Genomic DNA, 17,450 nt, shown 5'->3' with positions numbered 1-17,450 from the left:
GGCGCTCAGCCCACCTTCGTCTCGTCGCGTGTCCCGTCGCGGCGGGCTGCGGCGAGCCGGACGGCGTCGAGGATCTTCTCGTAGCCCGTGCAGCGGCACAGGTTGCCCGACAGCGCCTCACGGATGTCGGCGTCGGTCGGCCGGACGTTGCGCTCCAGCAGCTCGTCGGCGGCGACCAGCAGCCCCGGGGTGCAGAAGCCGCACTGAACGGCGCCCGCCTCCAGGAACGCCTGCTGTACGTCGCCGAGCTGATCCCCCTCGCCCAGCCCTTCCACCGTCTCCACCTCACGGCCCTGCGCCTGACCCGCCGCGACCAGGCAGGCGCACACCGGCACCCTGTCGAGCCGGACCGTGCAGGAGCCGCATTCGCCCTGCTCACAGGCGTTCTTCGAGCCTGGCAGCCCGAGGCGCTCGCGCAGGACGTAGAGCAGGCTCTCGCCCTCCCATACGTCGTCGGCCTCGACCTCGCGGCCGTTGACGGTGAACGTCACGCGCATCGGTTGCTCCTGCTGCTGAAGTATTCGGTCCAGGTCCAGGTCAGGGTCCGGCGGGCCATCACCTTCAGGGCATGGCGGCGGTAGTCGGCGGAGCCCCGTACGTCGTCGATCGGCGAGGCCGCCGCCGAGACCAGCTCTGCGAACCGGTCGGCGACCGCTGCCGGGATCGGCTTCGGACGTTCCCACAGGCCGCTGGCGTCCAGCTCGGCGGCGATAAACGCCTCGGCCTCGGTGGCGCGGCGCGGGGTCGGCGCGGCGGAGCCGATGCCGGTGCCCACGGTCCGGCTCTCCGGGTGCAGGGCGAGCCCGAAGGCGCAGACGGCGATCACCATGGCATTGCGGGTGCCGACCTTGGAGAACTGCTGGGGGCCGTCGGCGGCCTCGATGATCACGGAGCGGATCAGCTCGTCCTCGGCCAGGGCGTTGCGCTTCACCCCTACGTAGAAGTCGTCGACCGGGATGCGGCGGGTGCCGCGCGCCGCCGACTCGACCTCGATCTCGGCCCCGGCCGCGAGCAGCGGCGGGTGCGAGTCGCCTGCCGGTGAGGCGGCGCCGAGATTGCCGCCGACGCTGCCCCGGTTGCGGATCTGCGGGGAGCCGACGGTGCGCGCGGCGAGCGCCAGCCCGGGCAGCGGCTGTGAGAGCTCGTCGATGATCCGCGTGTACGGTACGCAGGCGCCCAGCCGGACCAGCCCTTCCCCGGCCTCCCACTCGCGCAGTTCGCGAATGCGGGTGAGGTCCATGAGGTACGCGGGGCGGCGGTGGTCGAAGTTCAGCTCGACCATCACATCGGTGCCACCCGCGATGGGGACGGCCGAGGGGTGCTCCGCCTTGGCGGCGAGGGCCTCCTCCCAGCCGGCGGGACGCAAAAAGTCCATCAGTGGCTGCTCTCTCTTATCTACCGTTCATGCCCAGTTGACGCGATCCAAATTCAGTACACCGGACGGTGGCCGATCCGGTGCAGTCACCGATCCCATGAAGCACTTGGCTGGCCAGCACCACTGTCTTGTAGATTCCTCTAAAAGGCCGGGATACGAAACCTCAAGGCATTCCTGCCGCAATACCGATGGAACGAAGCGGACGCGACCCTGGTAGCCCTTGCACCAGAACCCGTTCGAGACAGGGCGACGACGATGCGGCTGCGCACACTGCTGGACACCGATGGGCTCGGCCTGCGGCTGCTCGGCGGCGAGGACGAACTGGACCGTACGGTCCGCGGGGTGATGACCACCGCGCTGCGCGACCCCAGCCGCTATCTCTCGGGCGGCGAGCTCGTCCTCACCGAGCTGGCCTGGTGGCACGGCCCCCAGGACTCCGAGACCTTTGTACGGCTCCTGACCGGTGCCGGAGTCGCCGGGCTCGCGGCCGGCGAGGCCGCCCTCGGCAACATCCCGGAGGACCTGGTGCTGGCCTGCGCCCGGCACCGGCTGCCGCTCTTCGCCGTCTCCGTGGACGTCGGGTTCGCGTCGATCACCGAGCATGTCGTACGGCAGGTCTCAGGCGAACGGGCCGGGGACCTGGCGGCAGTGGTGGACCGCCAGCGGCGGCTGATGTCCTCCGGGCCGGCCGGCGGCGGGCCGGACGGCGTACTGGACCTGCTCGGCTCCGACCTGGACCTGCGGGCATGGGTGCTGTCCACCACCGGCCGCGAGATCGCCGGGGCGTCCGGGCATCCGCTGCCGGCCGGCACCGGTACCGAGCTGGCCGGCGAGCACCTGGCCGCCTCGCGTACCGCCCGTCCCGCGCCGCACCGGACCCTCACCGGCGGCCGTACGTACTCGCTCTTCCCGATCCGCAGCGGCGACGGCTCGGAGGACATCCGTACGTCCCTGCTCGCGGACTGGTTCCTCGCCGTCGAGGCCGACGCCGGGGACTGGCCCGGCGAACGGCTGGACCTGCTGCAAGGCGTCACCCAGCTGATCGCCGCCGAGCGGGGCCGCCGCGATGCCGCGCTTACGGTACGCCGCGCGCTCGCACAGGAGGTCCTGGAACTGGTGCAGGCCGGCGCGCCCCCGGCCGAGGTCGCCGCCAGGCTCCGGGCCGCCGCGCCGGTGCTGGTGCCGGGGCTCGGCACCGCGCCGCACTGGCAGGTCGTGGTCGCCCGGGTCGACTGGGCGGGCGGCGATGTGCCCGGCGGGCCGGTGGCCCAGGCCCTCCTGGAGGAATCGCTGGTCGACCCGACCGACCGCGTCGCCGTCGCCCACTCCGGGGACGAGGCGGTGGCCCTGGTCCCCCTCTCCCCCGCGCCCTCCCTCGATCACTCCGACTCCTCCGAACTGCACGCCGACAGCCTCCTCGCCACCCTCCGCGCCCCCCTCACCCGCGGCCTCGCCGACGACGGCCGCCTCACCATCGGTGTCAGCGCCACCGTCCACTCCGCCGACGGCCTGCGCGGCGCGCTCGAAGAGGCCCGTCACGCGCGCCGCGTCGCCGCCGCCCGAAGCGGCCTGGTCTGCGTCTCCGGGCACGAGGAGCTCGCCTCCCACGTCCTGCTCCTGCCCTTTGTCCCCGACGACGTACGCCGCGCCTTCACCGCCCGGCTCCTCGACCCGCTGCGCGCCTACGACCGACGGCACCGGGCCGAGCTCATCCCCACACTTGAGGCCTTCCTCGAATGCGACGGCTCCTGGACCCGCTGCGCCACCCGGCTGCACGTGCACGTCAACACGCTCCGCTACCGCGTCGGGCGCATCGAGCAGCTCACCGGTCGTGATCTGTCCCGGCTGGAGGACAAGCTGGATTTTTTCCTCGCCCTGAGGATGAGCTGAGGATCAGTTGGCGCATTCGGCGTCTTGCCGTGTGCACACCCCTTGGCGTGGGACCCCTCGGCGTGCTGGACTTCCGCCAACGATGTCTTCCAGCTCAACGACGCGCTCCGGGAGGGCATGTGGCGGATACCGCCATGTCGGAATCAACGGATCCAGCCGTGGTGGGCGCTCCGCCCGACGTCTGGCGACTGCGGGCCCGCGGCTGCTGGACGGAGGCCGTCGCACTGCTGGCCCCGTACCCCGGCGCGGCGCTCCAGCGTGCCGCGCTGCTCATCGAACGGTGCATGTACGAGGGTCAGGGCTGGGCCGACGCCGAAGACGCCCTCCGTACGGCGGAAGCCCTCGCCGCCACGGACAACGAGCGCGGCGAAGCCGCCTGTGAACGCGGCCACCTCGCCTACCTCGCCACTCTTTTCGCGGTCCGTGACCGCGCCGACGAGGCCCGGGCCGCGCTCAGCCGCAGCGCCGCCCTCCTCACCCCCGGCGCCTCCGGGCGCCCCCTCCTGGACTTCCGGCGCGGCCTCCTCGCCGAGCGGCTCGCCCACAACCCCATCGCCGCCCGCGCCGCCTACCGCCGGGCCCATGCCGGTGCCGTCGCCCACCGCGACACCCTCCTCACCGTGTTCACCTGGCACCACCTGGCCAATCTCGCCGCCCAGGACGGCGACCTCGCCGATGCCCGCCACGGCTTCGCGGAATCGCTGCGCTTGCGGATGGAACTGGGCTACCTCGTCGGTACCGCCCCCGCCCTCCTCGCCCTCGCCGCCCTCGAGTCCGGCCCCGAGGCCGCCCAGCTCCGCGCCGAAGCGGCGCGGCTCTCCCGCCTCCTCGGCGGCATCCCCGTCCGCTGAGCCCTCCGCCCCGGGCCGGTGGTCAGCGGTCGCGCCGCAGGCCCTAGCCGCGGGCGGGGCCGGCGACGTGTGCGCGGATGAGCGCCTCGACCGTGCAGAGGTCACCCTGGGCCAGCGCTTCCAGGAGCGCCGCGTGCTCCTGGGCGTCGGCGAGCAATTCCGCCGAGACACCACCCGTACGGCCACGGCGGCCAAGCCCGGAAGCGGATCCGGGGGCGGCAGCGGACGGCCACTGGGCCCGCCGGTGCAGCTCATCGGCGACAGTGGCGAGCTGCCGGTTCCCGGCGAGCTCCAGCAAGGCGCGGTGGAACGCGCGATCGGCCTCGGCGTAGGCCGCCCGGTCACCGAGGGCGGCAGTCGCGACCGCCGCCTCCGCAAGCGGTCGTAGCGCCTCCCACCGCTCAGCGGGCACCGTACGGGCCAGCCGGAGGACGACCGGCACTTCGATCATCGCCCGCACCTCCGCGAGCTCCGCGAAATCCCGCGGGCTGCGCTCCGCGACACGGAAGCCGCGATTGGGCATCGCCTGGACCGCGCCTTCGCGCGCAAGCAGCTGCATCGCTTCCCGCACGGGCGTGGCCGACACCCCGAAGCGCTCCGCGAGCACCGGCGCCGAGTAGACGCCCCCGGGCTCCAGTTCGCCACTGACCAGGGCGCTGCGCAGCGCCCGCAGCACCTGGTCGCGCACGGAGTGCCGCTCGGGCATCCGCCGGGGCGGGGGCAGCGCCGCGGGCGCGGAGGGCTCGGCGTGTTCCGGGTGCGCGCCGCGCACCTGCTCGGCACGCCCCGGCGCGGGGATCCGCACGGCGGCGCGGGGGGCGTGCTCCACTGGGGCTCCTTCAAGGCGCGACAACGAGTCGGACTAGTCGTAGCGCGCTTCCTGCTCCCCCCACCGCGCCAATCTCTATTGGAACACTCTCATGGAGTAGCGCCGAGAAGTTAAACCTCGATCTTTACGGGCAAGGCAAGGCTAACCTCCCTAGGTCTCCCTTGGGTCCTCCCGGATCTCCGTCTGGATGGCTCGCCATGCCCCTTGCCGCCGCATACGCCCGCCTCACCGAGGTCTTCCCGGCCCTGCGGGTCACCGAGGAAGCACCGCGCAGCGGCGACGGCTGGACCGCCGCGTACGAGCTCGCCGCCGGCGGTCCCGCGCTGGACTCCTTCCTCGCCCGGGACGAGGAGCAACTGCTCCGCGACTACGGCGACCCCGCCCGACCGGACGTCGTCGCCGGCTTCGGCCTGCACCGCCACGCCTGGCCGGTATGCCTGCTGTTCACCGTCCCCTGGTTCCTGCACCGCAGGGTGCCTCGGCTCCCCGTCGCCGATGTGTCGTTCCACCGCGCCACCGGCCGGCTGACGGTCCGTCCGCGCGGCTTCGCCTGCCTGCCGGAGGACCCCGCGTCGGCGCTGCCCGGCGCGCGCGTCGTGCCGGACACGGAAGAGCTCCGCGCCGAACTCCGTGCCGCCGTGGCCGAGCACCTGGCGCCCGTACTGGACGGCTTCCGCCCCAGGATGCGCCGCGGCCGGCGTGCGATGTGGGGCATGGCCACCGACGAGGTCACCGAGAGTCTCTGGCGGATCGGCGTACTGCTGGGCGAGGAGGACCGCGCGGTCGCCGAACTGGGCGCGCTGCTCCCGGGATCCACCGCCCCCTACGCCGGCGCCGCGGACTTCCGCACCCTCGGCGCACCGGGCACGCCTGACGGAACGGTCCCCACCCGGGACCGGATTTCGTGCTGTTTCTCCTACACTCTGCGCCCGGCGGAGACGTGCCCGACCTGCCCTCGTACGTCCGAAGCGGAGCGCATCGGACGCCTCGCGGCGACCCGTTGAGGACCCGGCGTCACATCCGTAGGGCAAGTGTCCTATTCTCATGCCTCAGTTCGAGTATTCTGTCCGCCACGCCCCACGCCACCCCTTCGTTGGCGTTCTCTTGTCCGGAAAAGGCTTCACGCGGACGAGTCGTTCGCCAAGATGTCGCCCGTACGGCCGTCTCGCGGCCTGAGCGCGACGGTAAGCGACGCTAGGAATCCCATACACATGAGACTTACGGATATATCGCTGGACTGGACGCTCTCGGGCGCCGTAGGCCTTGCGGTCCTCGCCGCCGCTGCGGTCTTCATGCGCAATCGGAAGGCGCGCGACACCGCGAACACCCAGGGCGACTCCTGGGAGCGTTCCGAGGAGCATCGGCGCCGGAAGGAGGCCGTATACGCGAGTGCCTCCTACGTCCTGCTCTTCTGCTGCGCAGGAGTGGCCGCAGCACTCTCCTTCCACGGCCTTGTCGGCTTTGGCCAGGAGAACCTGAGCCTCAGCGGCGGCTGGGAGTACCTGGTCCCCTTCGGCCTCGACGGCGCCGCAATGTTCTGCTCCGTCCTCGCCGTCCGCGAGGCCAGCCACGGCGACGCCGCCCTCGGCTCCCGCCTCCTGGTCTGGCTCTTCGCGAGCGCCTCGGCCTGGTTCAACTGGGTCCACGCACCGCGCGGTGGCGGCCACGCGGGCGCCGCCGAGTTCTTCGCCGGCATGTCCCTCTCCGCCGCCGTCCTCTTCGACCGAGCCCTTAAGCAGACCCGCCGGGCCGCCCTCCGCGAGCAGGGCCTCGTCCCGCGCCCGCTGCCCCAGATCCGCATGGTCCGCTGGATCCGCGCCCCCCGCGAGACGTACAGCGCCTGGTCGCTCATGCTCCTCGAGAACGTACGCAGCCTCGACGAGGCCGTCGAGGAAGTCCGCGAGGACAAGCGCCAGAAGGAGCAGCACGTCCAGCGGCGCCGCGACCAGGAACGTCTGGACCGCGCCCGTATCAAGGCCATCAACCGGTCCCACCGCGTCTGGAACCGCGGTGGCGGCGGCGGTCGGCAGGTCGAGCTGCCCGGCGGCTCGCCCTCAGGAGGCCAGGGCGCTACGGAGCCTGCTATAGCGCCTTCGACGCTTTCCGAACCGGCCGAACTGCCCGCGCGCTCCCGTCCGGCACTTCAGCCGGCACGCGGTGAATCCATCGCCGAGCCCGCCCGCACCACCATCGACCTCACCGCCGAGGACGACACACTGACGATCCCCAAGCTCGACTCCCTGGAGCGCAAGCTCGCAGACCTCGAGCGCCAGTACGGCTGACCGCCGCAGAAACCGTTCACCACGTCAAGTGCCCCTGTCCGGCCCGCGTCTGCGGTCGGCCAGGGGCACTTGGCGTAAGCACCTGGGCACGGCCCGACGCTCGTTGCCGGTATCGTTTCGCCGCTCAGGCATTGTTACGGCGAGGAGCAAGCGCAGTGCATCTGGGACACGAGATCGCGGCGATACACGCACCACAAGCCCATCCGGCCGCGCTGGTCGGCGAGTTCCGCCGGACAGCGGTCCTGGTCCCCCTCGATGCCCAGGGCGGGTTGCACTCCGCCGAGCTGGGCGGAGTCCGCTGGCTGTACGCCTTCTCCGACGAGGCCTCGCTGGCCCGCTTCGCGCTGGCGCACGGTGATTCCGACGGAGAGTACGCGGCCGTGCTCGGCGCGCGGCTGCTCGATGTCGCGTTGCCCGCGATCGACGGTCCGGCCGGGGTTGCCGTCGATGTGGGCAGCCCACAGCCGCTGTTCTTCCTGGCCGAAGCGCTCCGGTGAGCGGCACCGACCGCTACCGCTCACGGCCGGACCCGCTCCCGCTGACCGCGGCCCTGGGTCAGCGGGGCCCGTCGGAGCGCTTGCGGTGCAGGGTGAACTGCTCGAACACCGACAGTTCGCCGTGCGGCTTGTTCACGTTGTAGTACGTCACGTGCAGGGTCGTCGTGTCACCGGGGTGCCGGCCCGGGTCGACGGTGAACGCCGCGAACCCATAGGGGTGTTCGAGGTCACGCACCCCCGTCCAGACCGCCTGCTCCTTGACGTAGGTCGAGGTGCGCTTGCCGTTGGATCCCGCGGTCGCCGACACCGCAGTGATCACCTTCCCGGTGCCGTCCTTGAAGAACGACTGGTTGGTCGTGCCCGAGACGCCGCCTCCGCCGAGCACCATGTGCACGGTTCCGAGCGAGGTGTCGATGGAGTCGGTGGCCTGGGACACCGGGTTGGGGGTGAGCGTCTCGCTGCCGCTGACGACGCCTCGGACGGCCAGCGACCTCTCGTAGTTGTGCTCATGTCCGCAGACGACCAGGTCGACGCCGTACTTGTCGAACAGCGGCCCGTACTTCTGACGCAGCCCCAGGTCGGCACCGTTCGCGTCCGACGAGCTGATCATCACCTGGTGCATGGCGACGACCACCCAGTCGACATCGCCGGAGCTGCGTGCCGCCCGCAGCTCCTTCTCCAGGAAGGCCAGCTGCCGGCCACCGGAGTAGCCACTGATGTAGACGTCACCGCCGTCCTGCAAGCAGTTGTCGTCGTTCTGCAGCACGATCACCCGCACTGAACCGGCGGTGAACGCGTACCAAAGCCCGGCGAGTTCGGCGTCCGTCTCGGTGGAGGGCAGGTCGAAGTACGTCTGGTAGGCACCCAGCCCGATCGGTCCGTTCGCCTTCTCGATCTCGTGGTTGCCGGCCGCGGGCATCCACGGGCGGAAGCGCGCCGAGCGGGTGTTGTTGGTGAAGAAGTTGTTCCAGGTACGTACCCGGTCGACATCGAGGTTGGCATAGCACAGGTCGCCGTTGAGCAGGTGGAAGAGGGGCGCCACCTGCTCGATGCCCGTGACGATGTCCTTGGTCGCGGGGGTGGAGTTCGCGTCGAGCGCGACCGTGCCGTCGGCCGCCCACGTCACCTGCGGCGCCGACTGGTCACCGAAGCTGGTGAAGGTCAGCGGCGCCCGGCCGCGCGGCGCGGTCCGGAACATGCCGCTGTCGGGGCTGGCTCCGTCGTGCGAGACGATGTACACGTAGTCGGTACCGGGGGTGAGCCGGGACAGCGCCGCATGGTGGACGTACACGGTGCGGCCGGACTTGCCGTCGTCGTAGCTGCGGGTCTGCGCCTCGGCGCCGGCACCCAGGCCGTGCTCCAGCGTCCCGTACATCACCCGTGGCCGCTTCACCGGCGAGTCCGTGAGCCAGGAGACGACCATCTGGCTGCCGGGATCCTTACCGAAGGTCAGGTGCAGGCCCTGCACCGGCGGCGCCCCGCCGGAGTCGGGCGTCGGGAGGAACGCGGGGGCGGCGAACGGGGTGTCCGCCACCGCAGGGGCGGACACCCCGCAGCGGGGTCACGGCCGCACCGGCCCCGGCCGTCCCCAAGAGTCCCAGAGCGTGACGGCGGGAGAGCCCGCCGGACTTTCCCCCAGCATCGTTCGGTGCGACCATCGTGGTTCCTTTCCAGGTGCCTCGGCGAATGTGCGAACACTCGCCCAGCCCAGCGACCACACGATGAACACGACCTTGCGGCCGTACGACGAAACACTTCGCTGACACCGCGCAGCTCGATCGCATGACTGCGGATCGACCCCAGGGAGTGGCGACATGACGGACGGCAACACCGAATCCCCCGTCCCGGGCCATCGCACCAAATACGCGCGGGTGGAGCGGGAGCGCCGGTTCCTGCTCGCTGGGATGCCGGCCGGGGCGGAGGCCGTCGGCGTCCGGCGGATCATTGATCACTATCTCACCGGGACGCGGTTGCGCCTGCGGCGGACGACGGATGTCCGGTCGCGCGCATGCGAATACAAGCTGACGCAAAAGGTCCCGGCAGAGCTGCCCGGGCCGGTCCAGGGGCTGGTCACGAATATGTACCTGTCGCGGGCGGAATACGAGCTTTTTGCTTCACTGCCCGGGGCCGGCCTGGCCAAGCTCCGCTACAGCATCCCGCCGTTCGGTGTCGATGTATTCGCGCCGCCGTTGAACGGCCTGGTCCTGGCCGAGGCCGAATTCGGCACCGGTGAGGAGATGCGAGCGTTCGTGCCCGGGATCGATGTTGTCGCCGAGGTCACCACGGACCGACGGTTCACCGGTGGCAGGCTGGTCCGCACCGATCGATCGGAACTGCTCTCCTGGCTGGAAGGCCACGGAGTCGAGATCTGACTCCCAATACCCCTGGCGTGCGCTACCCAGGCAGGTCCGGATCCCAAGGTTGGGCAAAGTTATGGTAGGGGTATGGCAGGGGCCTCGGGGACCGGTGGGATCGGTGTGCCAGCCTTGCCGCCATGACGACAGGGCAACTCCGGCAGAACGGGCCCCCGGCCCCGGCACGGCACGCGATGGCACGGCACACGATGAGCAAGGTTCCGGAAGTGACGGTCTACTTCTGGATCACGAAAGTACTGACCACCGGCATGGGTGAGACCACTTCGGACTTCTTGGCCCATCAGCTCAACCCCATAATTGCCGTCGGTCTCGCCGGAATAGTCCTGGCGGCCGCACTGGTGCTGCAGTTCAAGGCCCGCCAGTATGTGCCCTGGATCTACTGGACAGCTGTCGTCATGGTCAGCGTGTTCGGCACCATGGCGGCCGATATTCTGCACGTCGGGCTGGGCGTGCCCTACTTCGCGTCAACCACCTTCTTTGTGATCGTGCTGGCCGTCATCTTCGCGGTCTGGTATGCGAGCGAGAAGACCCTGTCCATCCACAGCATTCACACCCGCCGCCGCGAGCTGTTCTATTGGGCCACCGTGATGGCCACGTTCGCACTCGGCACCGCCGCAGGCGATCTGACAGCGGTAAGCATGCACCTGGGCTACTTCTCATCCGGGGTTATGTTCGCCGTGCTGTTCGCTCTCCCTGCCCTGCTCTACCGGCTGTTCGGCCTGAACGAGATCTTCTCCTTCTGGTTCGCCTACGTCGTGACGAGGCCGTTCGGCGCTTCGTTCGCGGACTGGATGGGAGTTTCGAAGGCCCGGGGCGGACTTGCGCTGGGCACCGGGTCGGTCAGCCTGGCGCTGGCTGTTGTGATCGCCGGTTTCGTCTGCTATCTGGCGGTCAGCCGCAAGGACGTTGCTCACGGAGCTACCGGCTGATCGGATGACCCAGGGCCGGCCCCGGCGCAGGTCTTGCATCTACCCCGTCCCGGTATGATCACTTTGATGACGTACGCTGGACCGGCGGGCCCTCGGTCGTCGGCGACGCGCACCGGCGGGGTGCCGCTGGCTCCGGCCGGATTCCTCTGGCCCCGATGCGCGAAGTCCTCGTGGGTGCAGGGCGATGAGACACCGTCATGCCCGTTGTGCGCCCGGCCCATGGGCTTTGTCGCGCGGGTTGAGGAGGGCCACGATCACCGCACGGCGGCGAATTTCGGTGGCGGCGGCTGTGGTTACGCGTTCGTCTGCGCGTCCTGCGGACAGGGGGCGTTCCGCTGGCAGTGCTGACCCCCCCCGCCCGCGCGGCAGGGCGCTCGGCGGGTGCCACTGACGCGCGGCTTAAGAGGCCGCGCACCACGGACTCCGGGACGCGCCGACCGCCTGGTTCGGACCTGCGGATTGAGCGGTGCTCAGGGCGCCGCACGGGGCAGCGCCCGTACCGCCAGGACTGTGCAGAGCGCCGCCAGGGGCAGTTCGGCGCCGACCGCCATGGCCAGGGCGGTGACGAAGTCGCTGTCCTGAGTGGCGGTGGTGGTGTCGAACCAGGCGTCGACGACCAAGAGCATGGCGGTGGCGGTGGCCACGAGGGCGTGCCGGGGATCGCGGCGCAGGGTCAGGAGGCCGGTGGTGATGAGGCACAGGGCCTCCAGGGCATCGAGACCGACCCAGGCAACGGACCAGTGGGAGGCGGTGGTTGTCGACGGGAGGCCAGTGGCCAGGACGAACAGCCAGGGCAGCAGGGCCAGGCCGCAGGCGATGAGGGCGTAGCCCACCCGGCGCGGGGGCCGCCGGGCACGGGGCGCGATGGCTTCGGCGCCGGTGCGGGACGGGAGGTCGAGGGTGGTCGTCATGGGGCCGGGCTCCTTGCGGGAGAACTTGAACAGCCGGTGCGGGCGCTCCTTCACGTCATCAAGACTCCTGCCACGGACCGCTGGGGTCAGTCATGCAAATCTCCGTCCTTGGGGTGGCACTGGCTATACCCCGAAGCGGGTGATCGCGTCATGGACCGGCCGTGGCCTGGGCACTTACCGTGTGGCCATGCGAATCATCACCCGGCTGCGGCACCTGCTGCGAAGACCGTTCGAGGGGGCTGGGCGGAGCACCGCATTCATCGTCACGGGCATCCTGATCCAGCTCGTCGAACTGCTGGTTCTCTCGCTGCCGTGGATCTTCTTCGTCCCGGTGGAGCTGTGGGCGATCAACCTCGCCGTGCTCCTTCCGCTCGCCACCCTCGTGGTCGCCGCGCCCGCGTTGACCCAGGCGCAGCGGAGCCGGTTCCGGGCGCGGCTGGATGTGGACATCCCGGAGTTGACGGGGACCCAGCCGCAGCGCGGGCTCAGCGGAATCATTGCGCGGGTGCGATCGCGGGCCGGACGGCGACAGCTTCGTTACCACCTGGCGGCCGGACCGCTGCTCGCGCTGGGCGGCTGCGTTGCCCTGCTGCTGTGGGTCGGGGCGGCCGTGACCACCTCGGTGTACGTATGGGTGTGTGCGCTGCCGCTGGATTGGCGCCTCAGCCATGTCGGTTACTCCACCTGGGCCGGGTACGTCACCGCGGGCGGGATCGCCATGCTGTGCGCGGCATCCTGGCTGTCCGGCGCCCTGGCCCGCCTCGACACCCGCGCGGCCATGGCCCTGCTGGGGCCGAGCAAGGAGGAGCAGCTGGCGCGCCGGGTGGAGGATCTGACCGTAAGCCGGGCCGGTGCGGGTCAGTGGCTCGGCTGGCATCTGGTACGGCACCTCGGGGGTGGCCGAAATCAGGACCGGGCGCCCCGTGGGGGCGGACGACACCTTCCGGATCGGCAGCATCACCAAGGTCTTCGTCGCCACTGTGGTGCTGCAACTTGTCGCCGAGCGCCGGGTGGACCTGAACACTCCCATCCAGCGCTACCTGCCCGGCTTGCTCCCTGCCGCATTCGCGCCGATCATGGTGTCCCAGCTGCTGAACCACACCAGCGGCCTGCCCAATGAGAGTGGCCCGGACGTCCCCGACCTGAGCACCCCGGAAGCGGTCTTCCATCACAGGTTCGACCAGTGGACCCCGGAGCGGCTTGTGGCGACGGTCACCCGCTTGCCGATGAAGTTCGCCCCGGGCACCCGTCAGGAGTACCGGGGTGTCAACTACGTCCTCTTGGCGATACTTATCGAGAAGGTGACCGGCCACCCATACAGTGACGAGATCACCGCCCGCCTCCTCCGCCCGCTGGGCATGAAGCACACCTCGGTCCCCGGCAACGACACCCGGATCCATGGCCCGCACGTCCACGGTTACCTCGCGATGACCGAGGGGACTCTGCGGGACATCACCGTCGTCAACCCCTCGGAGTCCTGGGGCGAGGGCGAGATGATCTCCACCAGCGGCGATCTGGACCGCCTCATCTCCGCGCTCTTCTCCGGCAATCTCCTGCCGCCGCACCTGTTGCGGAAGATGTTCGCCCTGCCGCCCGAGGACGTGCTCATGCTGGACGGCACCCCGGCCCGCTACAGCACCGGCCTCCAGACCATCACGCTGAACGGCATCACCTTCTGGGGCAAGACCGGCGAGCAGTACGGCTACGCCAACGGGATGTTCTCCACCCGCGACCAGCAGCGCCGCATCGTTTTCGCCTTCAACCCGACCCACCGGGACGCCACCCAGCAGCAGATGACCCTGCGGATCGCTCAGGCGGCCACCAATGCTCCGTAGCACCTGTTCCCGTGTCGGCCGGGCTGCATGAGTTACCGAGGGATCTCGAGCGGAGGCCCCGGCCTCGTTTGGTAGGCCTCGGCGGCTGATCCCCAAGCGACGGGGGCCTTGTGGCCGTTTTATATCGATTCTTGTGGTCACAAGGCCGCCGTCGTAGCGCCGGAGCAGCAGCCGCCGCACGCGGCCCAAGGTGCGGGCCCGGACGCGCCCGCACCGGGTCCGGTAGGAGCCGGCTTATCGGGCTTCCCGTCCTCTCCTGCCCGGAATATCTCGGCGGATGGTGCCTGGTGTCCGCCATCGCCCGGTGTCGTCACGGATGATTCAAGCCCCGGCGCCCGGGCCGACCGCCGTCATGTTCGCGGATTCTGCTGCTGCGAGGAGTCGTTTGTCGTAGGCGACGAAGAACTCGAGTTGTCTGCCGAGCAGGGTGGCCGAGGCGAGATGGATTGCGTCGAGGCTGCGAAGGAGAGGATCTCCGATGGCTAGCGCCTTGGAGACGACCCGTTCGCCCATCGGCATGAGATGGACGCCGGCCAGCGACGCCGCAGCGCGTGGGACGGCTGTGGGGTCACGACGCAGCGTGCTGCGATGGACCTCTACCCGGCTGAGGTCGCTGGCGATCCGCACGGTGCTCTAGCGGGCTTTTAGCCAACTGCGCAGGTCTGCGGATTCTGCTTCCTCGAAAACGAGCTTGAGCAAGGCCGAGGAGTCGAGGTAAATCAAAATCGGTCCTCGCGCATCTCGGACAAGATTTCTTCGGTGCTCGGCAATGGCGCGGAGCTGCGGACACCGGGGGTGTTGAGGAGCTCGTCGAGACTGCCGGATACGGGTACGACAAGCCCCTGGGCGATCATGACATCGAGGGCGGTGTCATCGTTCACAGCAGGGGTGAGGCGGGCGATTGCGGCACGCCCATCGGTGATCTCGATGGTCTCGCCCAGACGTGCACGTTCCAGGTAGCGGTCCGCGTGTTCGACCAGCTCTTGGATCCCGATACTCTCCATGGTTCTCACGGTACGTCCTCCCTCTCCAGCCCGGTACGCCGTCCTCTGTTGGCAACGATGCCGAGCGTCGGTGGTTACGCCAATTGGGTGCGAGCCCTGCTGCCCCGTGCTGTGGGGTCACACCCGCGCCAGCCGTGCAGGAGACGGCCGTCACGCCGACAGGGCCACCGCGCGGCGGGTGGTCCGCGCCTCGTCGTAGCGCCGGAGCAGCAGCCGGCTCAGTTCGGGGGCGGAGCCGAGGACGGGGGCGAGCAGGTCGGCGCCGGAGTCGAGGGCGCCGCGTTCGATGCGGTCGGGGAGGAAGCCGGGGGCGATGACGTAGGGGGCGACGGCGATACGGCGGACGCCTTCGGCGCGCAGGGCGCGGACCGCGTCCTCGGTGCGGGGGAGGGCGGCGGAGGCGAAGGCGGGGCGTACGGTGTGCCAGCCGCGGGCGTGCCGCCACTGGCGTGCGAGGTCGTCGATGACGGCGATGGCGTCCGGGTCGGTGGAGCCGGCCGAGGCCAGGACGATGCCGGTGGAGGACCGGTCGCCGGGGGCGAGCCCGGCTTCGTGCAGGCGCCGGTCCAGGGCGGTGAGGAGCAGGGGGGAGGGGCCGAGGACATCGGCGACCCGGATCCGCAGGCGGGGGTGGGCCGCGCTCGCCTCGCGGAGGACGGCCGGGATGTCGGCCTTGGCGTGGAAGGCGCGGGTGAGGAGGAGGGGGAGGGCCACGACCTCGCGTACGCCTTCCGCGGTGAGGCGGTCGATGACCTGGGGGACGGAAGGGGCGCAGTGGTCGAGGTAGCCGGTCACCACACGCAGGCCCGGACGGGCGGCCCGGACGCGCCGGGTGAGCGCGTGGACCGTCGCGGCGTGCCGCGGATCGCGGCTGCCGTGGGCGATGACGAGAAGGACCGGCTGCTGTACCTCAACCACTACTGCCACTACCTCTTTCAGCTACGGACCAGCAGGCCGCGATTGCGCAGCACCCACCGCTCCAGGGGGGCGAAGACGAGCAGTTCGATGCCGATGCCCACGATGAGGATGAGCAGGATCGCCGCGAGTACCCAGCCCATGTCGGACTGTTCGCGGCCCTGCTCCAGGAACTGGCCGAGGCCGGTGCCCAGGTCGGGGGAGTTCACGATCAGTTCGGCGGCCATCAGCGAACGCCAGGAGAAGGCCCAGCCCTGCTTGAGCCCCGCGAGGTAGCCGGGCAGGGCGGCGGGCAGCAGCACATGGCGGACGCCGTGCAGGCCGGTGGCGCCGATGGTGCGGCCCGCGCGCAGGAACAGCGGCGGAATCTGGTCGACGCCGGCGACCAGGCCGTTGGCGATGGAGGGGACGGCGCCCAGCAGGACGACCGCGTAGATCGTGCCGTTGCTCAGCCCGAACCAGATGATCGAGGCCGGCACCCAGGCCACCGACGGCAGTGACTGCAGCCCGGAGAGGATCGGGCCGATGGCCGCCCGGACGGGCTTGATCCGGGCGACGATCAGGCCGAGCGGGGTGCCGATGGCGACCGAGGCCAGGAAGCCGAGGATGCCGCGCGAGAGGCTGGTCCAGACGTAGCCGAGAAGGGTGCCCTTCAGCCACTGGGTCTGGAGGGCCCGGGCCACATCCGCCGGGCTGGGGAGCAGATAGTGCTCCTTCACCTTGAAGTGGTACGCGAGCTGCCACAGGATCAGCACCAGCGCGATGGCGATGACCGGCGGGAGGGCCTTCTCGCGGAGTGTGCGGCCGAGCGGGGGCCGCTCGGTGACCCTGGTCTCCAGGGCGTCGAGCCCGGCTTCCAGGCCGCCGAGCGCTCCTGTCCGCCCGGCATCCGTCTTGGCGGACTTGGCGGCCTTGGCGCTCGTTCCGGTCTCAGTGCTGGCCATGGCGGCGGATCTCTCCCCGGAGCTGTTCGGTGATCTCTACGGACAGTTCGGCGACCGCGGCGTCCTCGATTCGGCGCGGCTGCGGTATGTCGACCGTCCACTCACGGGCGATCCGCCCCGGGCGGGACGACAGGAGGATGACCCGCTGGGCGAGGCGTACGGCCTCGCGGACGTTGTGGGTGACGAAGAGGACGGAGAGGTTCGTCTCCGACCAGATACGGGTCAGCTCCTCATGGAGTACGTCCCGGGTGATGGCGTCCAGTGCCGCGAACGGCTCGTCCATCAGCAGCAGTTGGCTGTCCTGGGCGAGCGCGCGGGCCAGTGCCACCCGCTGCCGCATGCCGCCGGAGAGTTCGTGCACCCGCTTGCCGTAAGCGCCCTGGAGCCGTACGAGCTCCAGCAGCCGCTCGGTCTCGGGGCGCCAGCCGGCGCGCGGCACGCCGCGCATCCGGAGGGCGAGTTCGATGTTCTTGCCCGCGGTGAGCCACGGGAAGAGGGCGTGCTCCTGGAACATCAGGGCCGGCCGGCCGCCGGGGGTCTGGATGCCCCCGGCGGACGGCTCGTCGAGTCCGGCGATCAGGTTGAGCAGGGTGGACTTGCCGCACCCCGAGGCCCCCAGGAGGCAGACGAACTCGCCCGGGGCGACATCGATGGTGATGTCGTCCAGCACGTGCTGCTGCGCGCCGGGGCGGCCGAAGGACTTCGAGACATGCTCGATCCGGGCGGCGTGGGGTGCCGTGTCGTTCGACTCGTCGGGCTGTGTGGTGAGTGCGGTGGCCATGGGCGTCACCTCCTGAGGGCTGGGCGTGCGGA

Annotated in this window: 18 protein-coding genes and 1 pseudogene; 9 read left to right on the top strand and 10 right to left on the bottom strand. The window is 70.4% G+C overall.

Annotated elements, in window-relative coordinates:
* Nucleotides 1-5 precede the first annotated feature (5 nt).
* Together FCI23_RS13595 and FCI23_RS13590 are read right to left on the bottom strand one after the other, a co-directional pair.
* Nucleotides 6-497 carry a (2Fe-2S)-binding protein gene (locus FCI23_RS13595; RefSeq protein WP_136723803.1) on the bottom strand — a complete coding sequence of 164 codons (492 nt, stop codon included), beginning with the start codon at nucleotides 495-497 and terminating at the stop codon, nucleotides 6-8.
* A complete protein-coding gene (locus FCI23_RS13590) occupies nucleotides 488-1,375 on the bottom strand; it encodes an FAD binding domain-containing protein (protein WP_136723801.1) in 888 nt (295 codons plus the stop codon). The genes FCI23_RS13595 and FCI23_RS13590 overlap by 10 nt, the downstream gene beginning before the upstream one ends.
* A 255-nt stretch (nucleotides 1,376-1,630) precedes the next feature.
* Between FCI23_RS13590 and FCI23_RS13585 the strand changes: the two genes are divergently transcribed.
* Nucleotides 1,631-3,265: a helix-turn-helix domain-containing protein gene (locus tag FCI23_RS13585; protein ID WP_136723799.1), complete on the top strand. Its 1,635-nt coding sequence runs from the start codon at nucleotides 1,631-1,633 to the stop codon at nucleotides 3,263-3,265.
* A 119-nt stretch (nucleotides 3,266-3,384) separates the two neighbouring features.
* On the top strand, nucleotides 3,385-4,116 hold the full coding sequence (locus FCI23_RS13580; RefSeq protein WP_407645954.1) for a hypothetical protein: 732 nt from the start codon (nucleotides 3,385-3,387) through the stop codon (nucleotides 4,114-4,116).
* A gap of 43 nt (nucleotides 4,117-4,159) precedes the next feature.
* Here FCI23_RS13580 and FCI23_RS13575 read toward each other — a convergent pair whose 3' ends face one another.
* On the bottom strand, nucleotides 4,160-4,945 hold the full coding sequence (locus FCI23_RS13575; protein ID WP_246143689.1) for a GntR family transcriptional regulator: 786 nt from the start codon (nucleotides 4,943-4,945) through the stop codon (nucleotides 4,160-4,162).
* A gap of 197 nt (nucleotides 4,946-5,142) precedes the next feature.
* Between FCI23_RS13575 and FCI23_RS13570 the strand changes: the two genes are divergently transcribed.
* The 3 genes from FCI23_RS13570 to FCI23_RS13560 all read left to right on the top strand — a co-directional run bounded on the left by FCI23_RS13570 (nucleotide 5,143) and on the right by FCI23_RS13560 (nucleotide 7,724).
* The gene (locus FCI23_RS13570) at nucleotides 5,143-5,949 is read left to right on the top strand and encodes a (2Fe-2S)-binding protein (protein ID WP_136723796.1); all 807 of its coding nucleotides are present in this window, start codon (nucleotides 5,143-5,145) and stop codon (nucleotides 5,947-5,949) included.
* 207 nt (nucleotides 5,950-6,156) lie between these two features.
* The gene (locus FCI23_RS13565) at nucleotides 6,157-7,227 is read left to right on the top strand and encodes a DUF2637 domain-containing protein (RefSeq protein WP_136723794.1); all 1,071 of its coding nucleotides are present in this window, start codon (nucleotides 6,157-6,159) and stop codon (nucleotides 7,225-7,227) included.
* A gap of 155 nt (nucleotides 7,228-7,382) precedes the next feature.
* Nucleotides 7,383-7,724: an SseB family protein gene (locus FCI23_RS13560; RefSeq protein WP_211265316.1), complete on the top strand. Its 342-nt coding sequence runs from the start codon at nucleotides 7,383-7,385 to the stop codon at nucleotides 7,722-7,724.
* A gap of 58 nt (nucleotides 7,725-7,782) precedes the next feature.
* Here the strand turns inward: FCI23_RS13560 and FCI23_RS13555 are convergent, their stop codons facing one another.
* Nucleotides 7,783-9,273 (bottom strand): purple acid phosphatase family protein, encoded by a 1,491-nt coding sequence (locus FCI23_RS13555; RefSeq protein ID WP_246143688.1) that lies wholly within the window; start codon nucleotides 9,271-9,273, stop codon nucleotides 7,783-7,785.
* Nucleotides 9,274-9,538: 265 nt separating this feature from the next.
* Between FCI23_RS13555 and FCI23_RS13550 the strand changes: the two genes are divergently transcribed.
* Together FCI23_RS13550 and FCI23_RS13545 are read left to right on the top strand one after the other, a co-directional pair.
* On the top strand, nucleotides 9,539-10,096 hold the full coding sequence (locus FCI23_RS13550; protein ID WP_136723792.1) for a CYTH domain-containing protein: 558 nt from the start codon (nucleotides 9,539-9,541) through the stop codon (nucleotides 10,094-10,096).
* Nucleotides 10,097-10,218: 122 nt separating this feature from the next.
* On the top strand, nucleotides 10,219-11,028 hold the full coding sequence (locus FCI23_RS13545) for a COG4705 family protein (protein ID WP_136723790.1): 810 nt from the start codon (nucleotides 10,219-10,221) through the stop codon (nucleotides 11,026-11,028).
* Between the two features lie 470 nt (nucleotides 11,029-11,498).
* On the opposite strand, the gene FCI23_RS13535 is transcribed toward FCI23_RS13545, so the two are convergent.
* Nucleotides 11,499-11,993 carry a hypothetical protein gene (locus FCI23_RS13535; RefSeq protein ID WP_136723786.1) on the bottom strand — a complete coding sequence of 165 codons (495 nt, stop codon included), beginning with the start codon at nucleotides 11,991-11,993 and terminating at the stop codon, nucleotides 11,499-11,501.
* On the opposite strand from FCI23_RS13535, the pseudogene FCI23_RS59500 reads away from it, so the two are divergent.
* Both FCI23_RS59500 and FCI23_RS13525 read left to right on the top strand, forming a co-directional pair.
* Nucleotides 11,893-12,669, top strand: a pseudogene (locus FCI23_RS59500) (hypothetical protein); the annotation flags it as partial. The gene FCI23_RS13535 and the pseudogene FCI23_RS59500 overlap by 101 nt on opposite strands.
* A gap of 121 nt (nucleotides 12,670-12,790) precedes the next feature.
* Entirely contained in the window at nucleotides 12,791-13,774 is a 984-nt protein-coding gene (locus FCI23_RS13525) for a serine hydrolase domain-containing protein (RefSeq protein WP_136723783.1), read from the top strand.
* A gap of 321 nt (nucleotides 13,775-14,095) precedes the next feature.
* Here FCI23_RS13525 and FCI23_RS13520 read toward each other — a convergent pair whose 3' ends face one another.
* The 5 genes from FCI23_RS13520 to FCI23_RS13500 all read right to left on the bottom strand — a co-directional run bounded on the left by FCI23_RS13520 (nucleotide 14,096) and on the right by FCI23_RS13500 (nucleotide 17,418).
* Nucleotides 14,096-14,401: a PIN domain-containing protein gene (locus tag FCI23_RS13520; RefSeq protein WP_211265315.1), complete on the bottom strand. Its 306-nt coding sequence runs from the start codon at nucleotides 14,399-14,401 to the stop codon at nucleotides 14,096-14,098.
* A gap of 92 nt (nucleotides 14,402-14,493) precedes the next feature.
* Nucleotides 14,494-14,778 (bottom strand): type II toxin-antitoxin system Phd/YefM family antitoxin, encoded by a 285-nt coding sequence (locus FCI23_RS13515; protein ID WP_136723781.1) that lies wholly within the window; start codon nucleotides 14,776-14,778, stop codon nucleotides 14,494-14,496.
* Between the two features lie 150 nt (nucleotides 14,779-14,928).
* Entirely contained in the window at nucleotides 14,929-15,705 is a 777-nt protein-coding gene (locus FCI23_RS13510) for a sirohydrochlorin chelatase (protein ID WP_246143687.1), read from the bottom strand.
* A gap of 8 nt (nucleotides 15,706-15,713) precedes the next feature.
* Nucleotides 15,714-16,637 carry an ABC transporter permease gene (locus FCI23_RS13505; protein WP_136723779.1) on the bottom strand — a complete coding sequence of 308 codons (924 nt, stop codon included), beginning with the start codon at nucleotides 16,635-16,637 and terminating at the stop codon, nucleotides 15,714-15,716.
* Nucleotides 16,624-17,418, bottom strand: coding sequence for an ABC transporter ATP-binding protein (locus FCI23_RS13500; RefSeq protein WP_136723777.1), 795 nt, complete (start codon nucleotides 17,416-17,418; stop codon nucleotides 16,624-16,626). The genes FCI23_RS13505 and FCI23_RS13500 overlap by 14 nt, the downstream gene beginning before the upstream one ends.
* Between the last annotated feature and the right edge of the window lie 32 nt (nucleotides 17,419-17,450).

Origin of the sequence: Actinacidiphila oryziradicis (assembly GCF_005047355.1) — a bacterium.
Taxonomy (GTDB): Bacteria; Actinomycetota; Actinomycetes; order Streptomycetales; family Streptomycetaceae; genus Actinacidiphila; species Actinacidiphila oryziradicis.
This window is presented reverse-complemented; position numbering and strand designations above follow the sequence as displayed.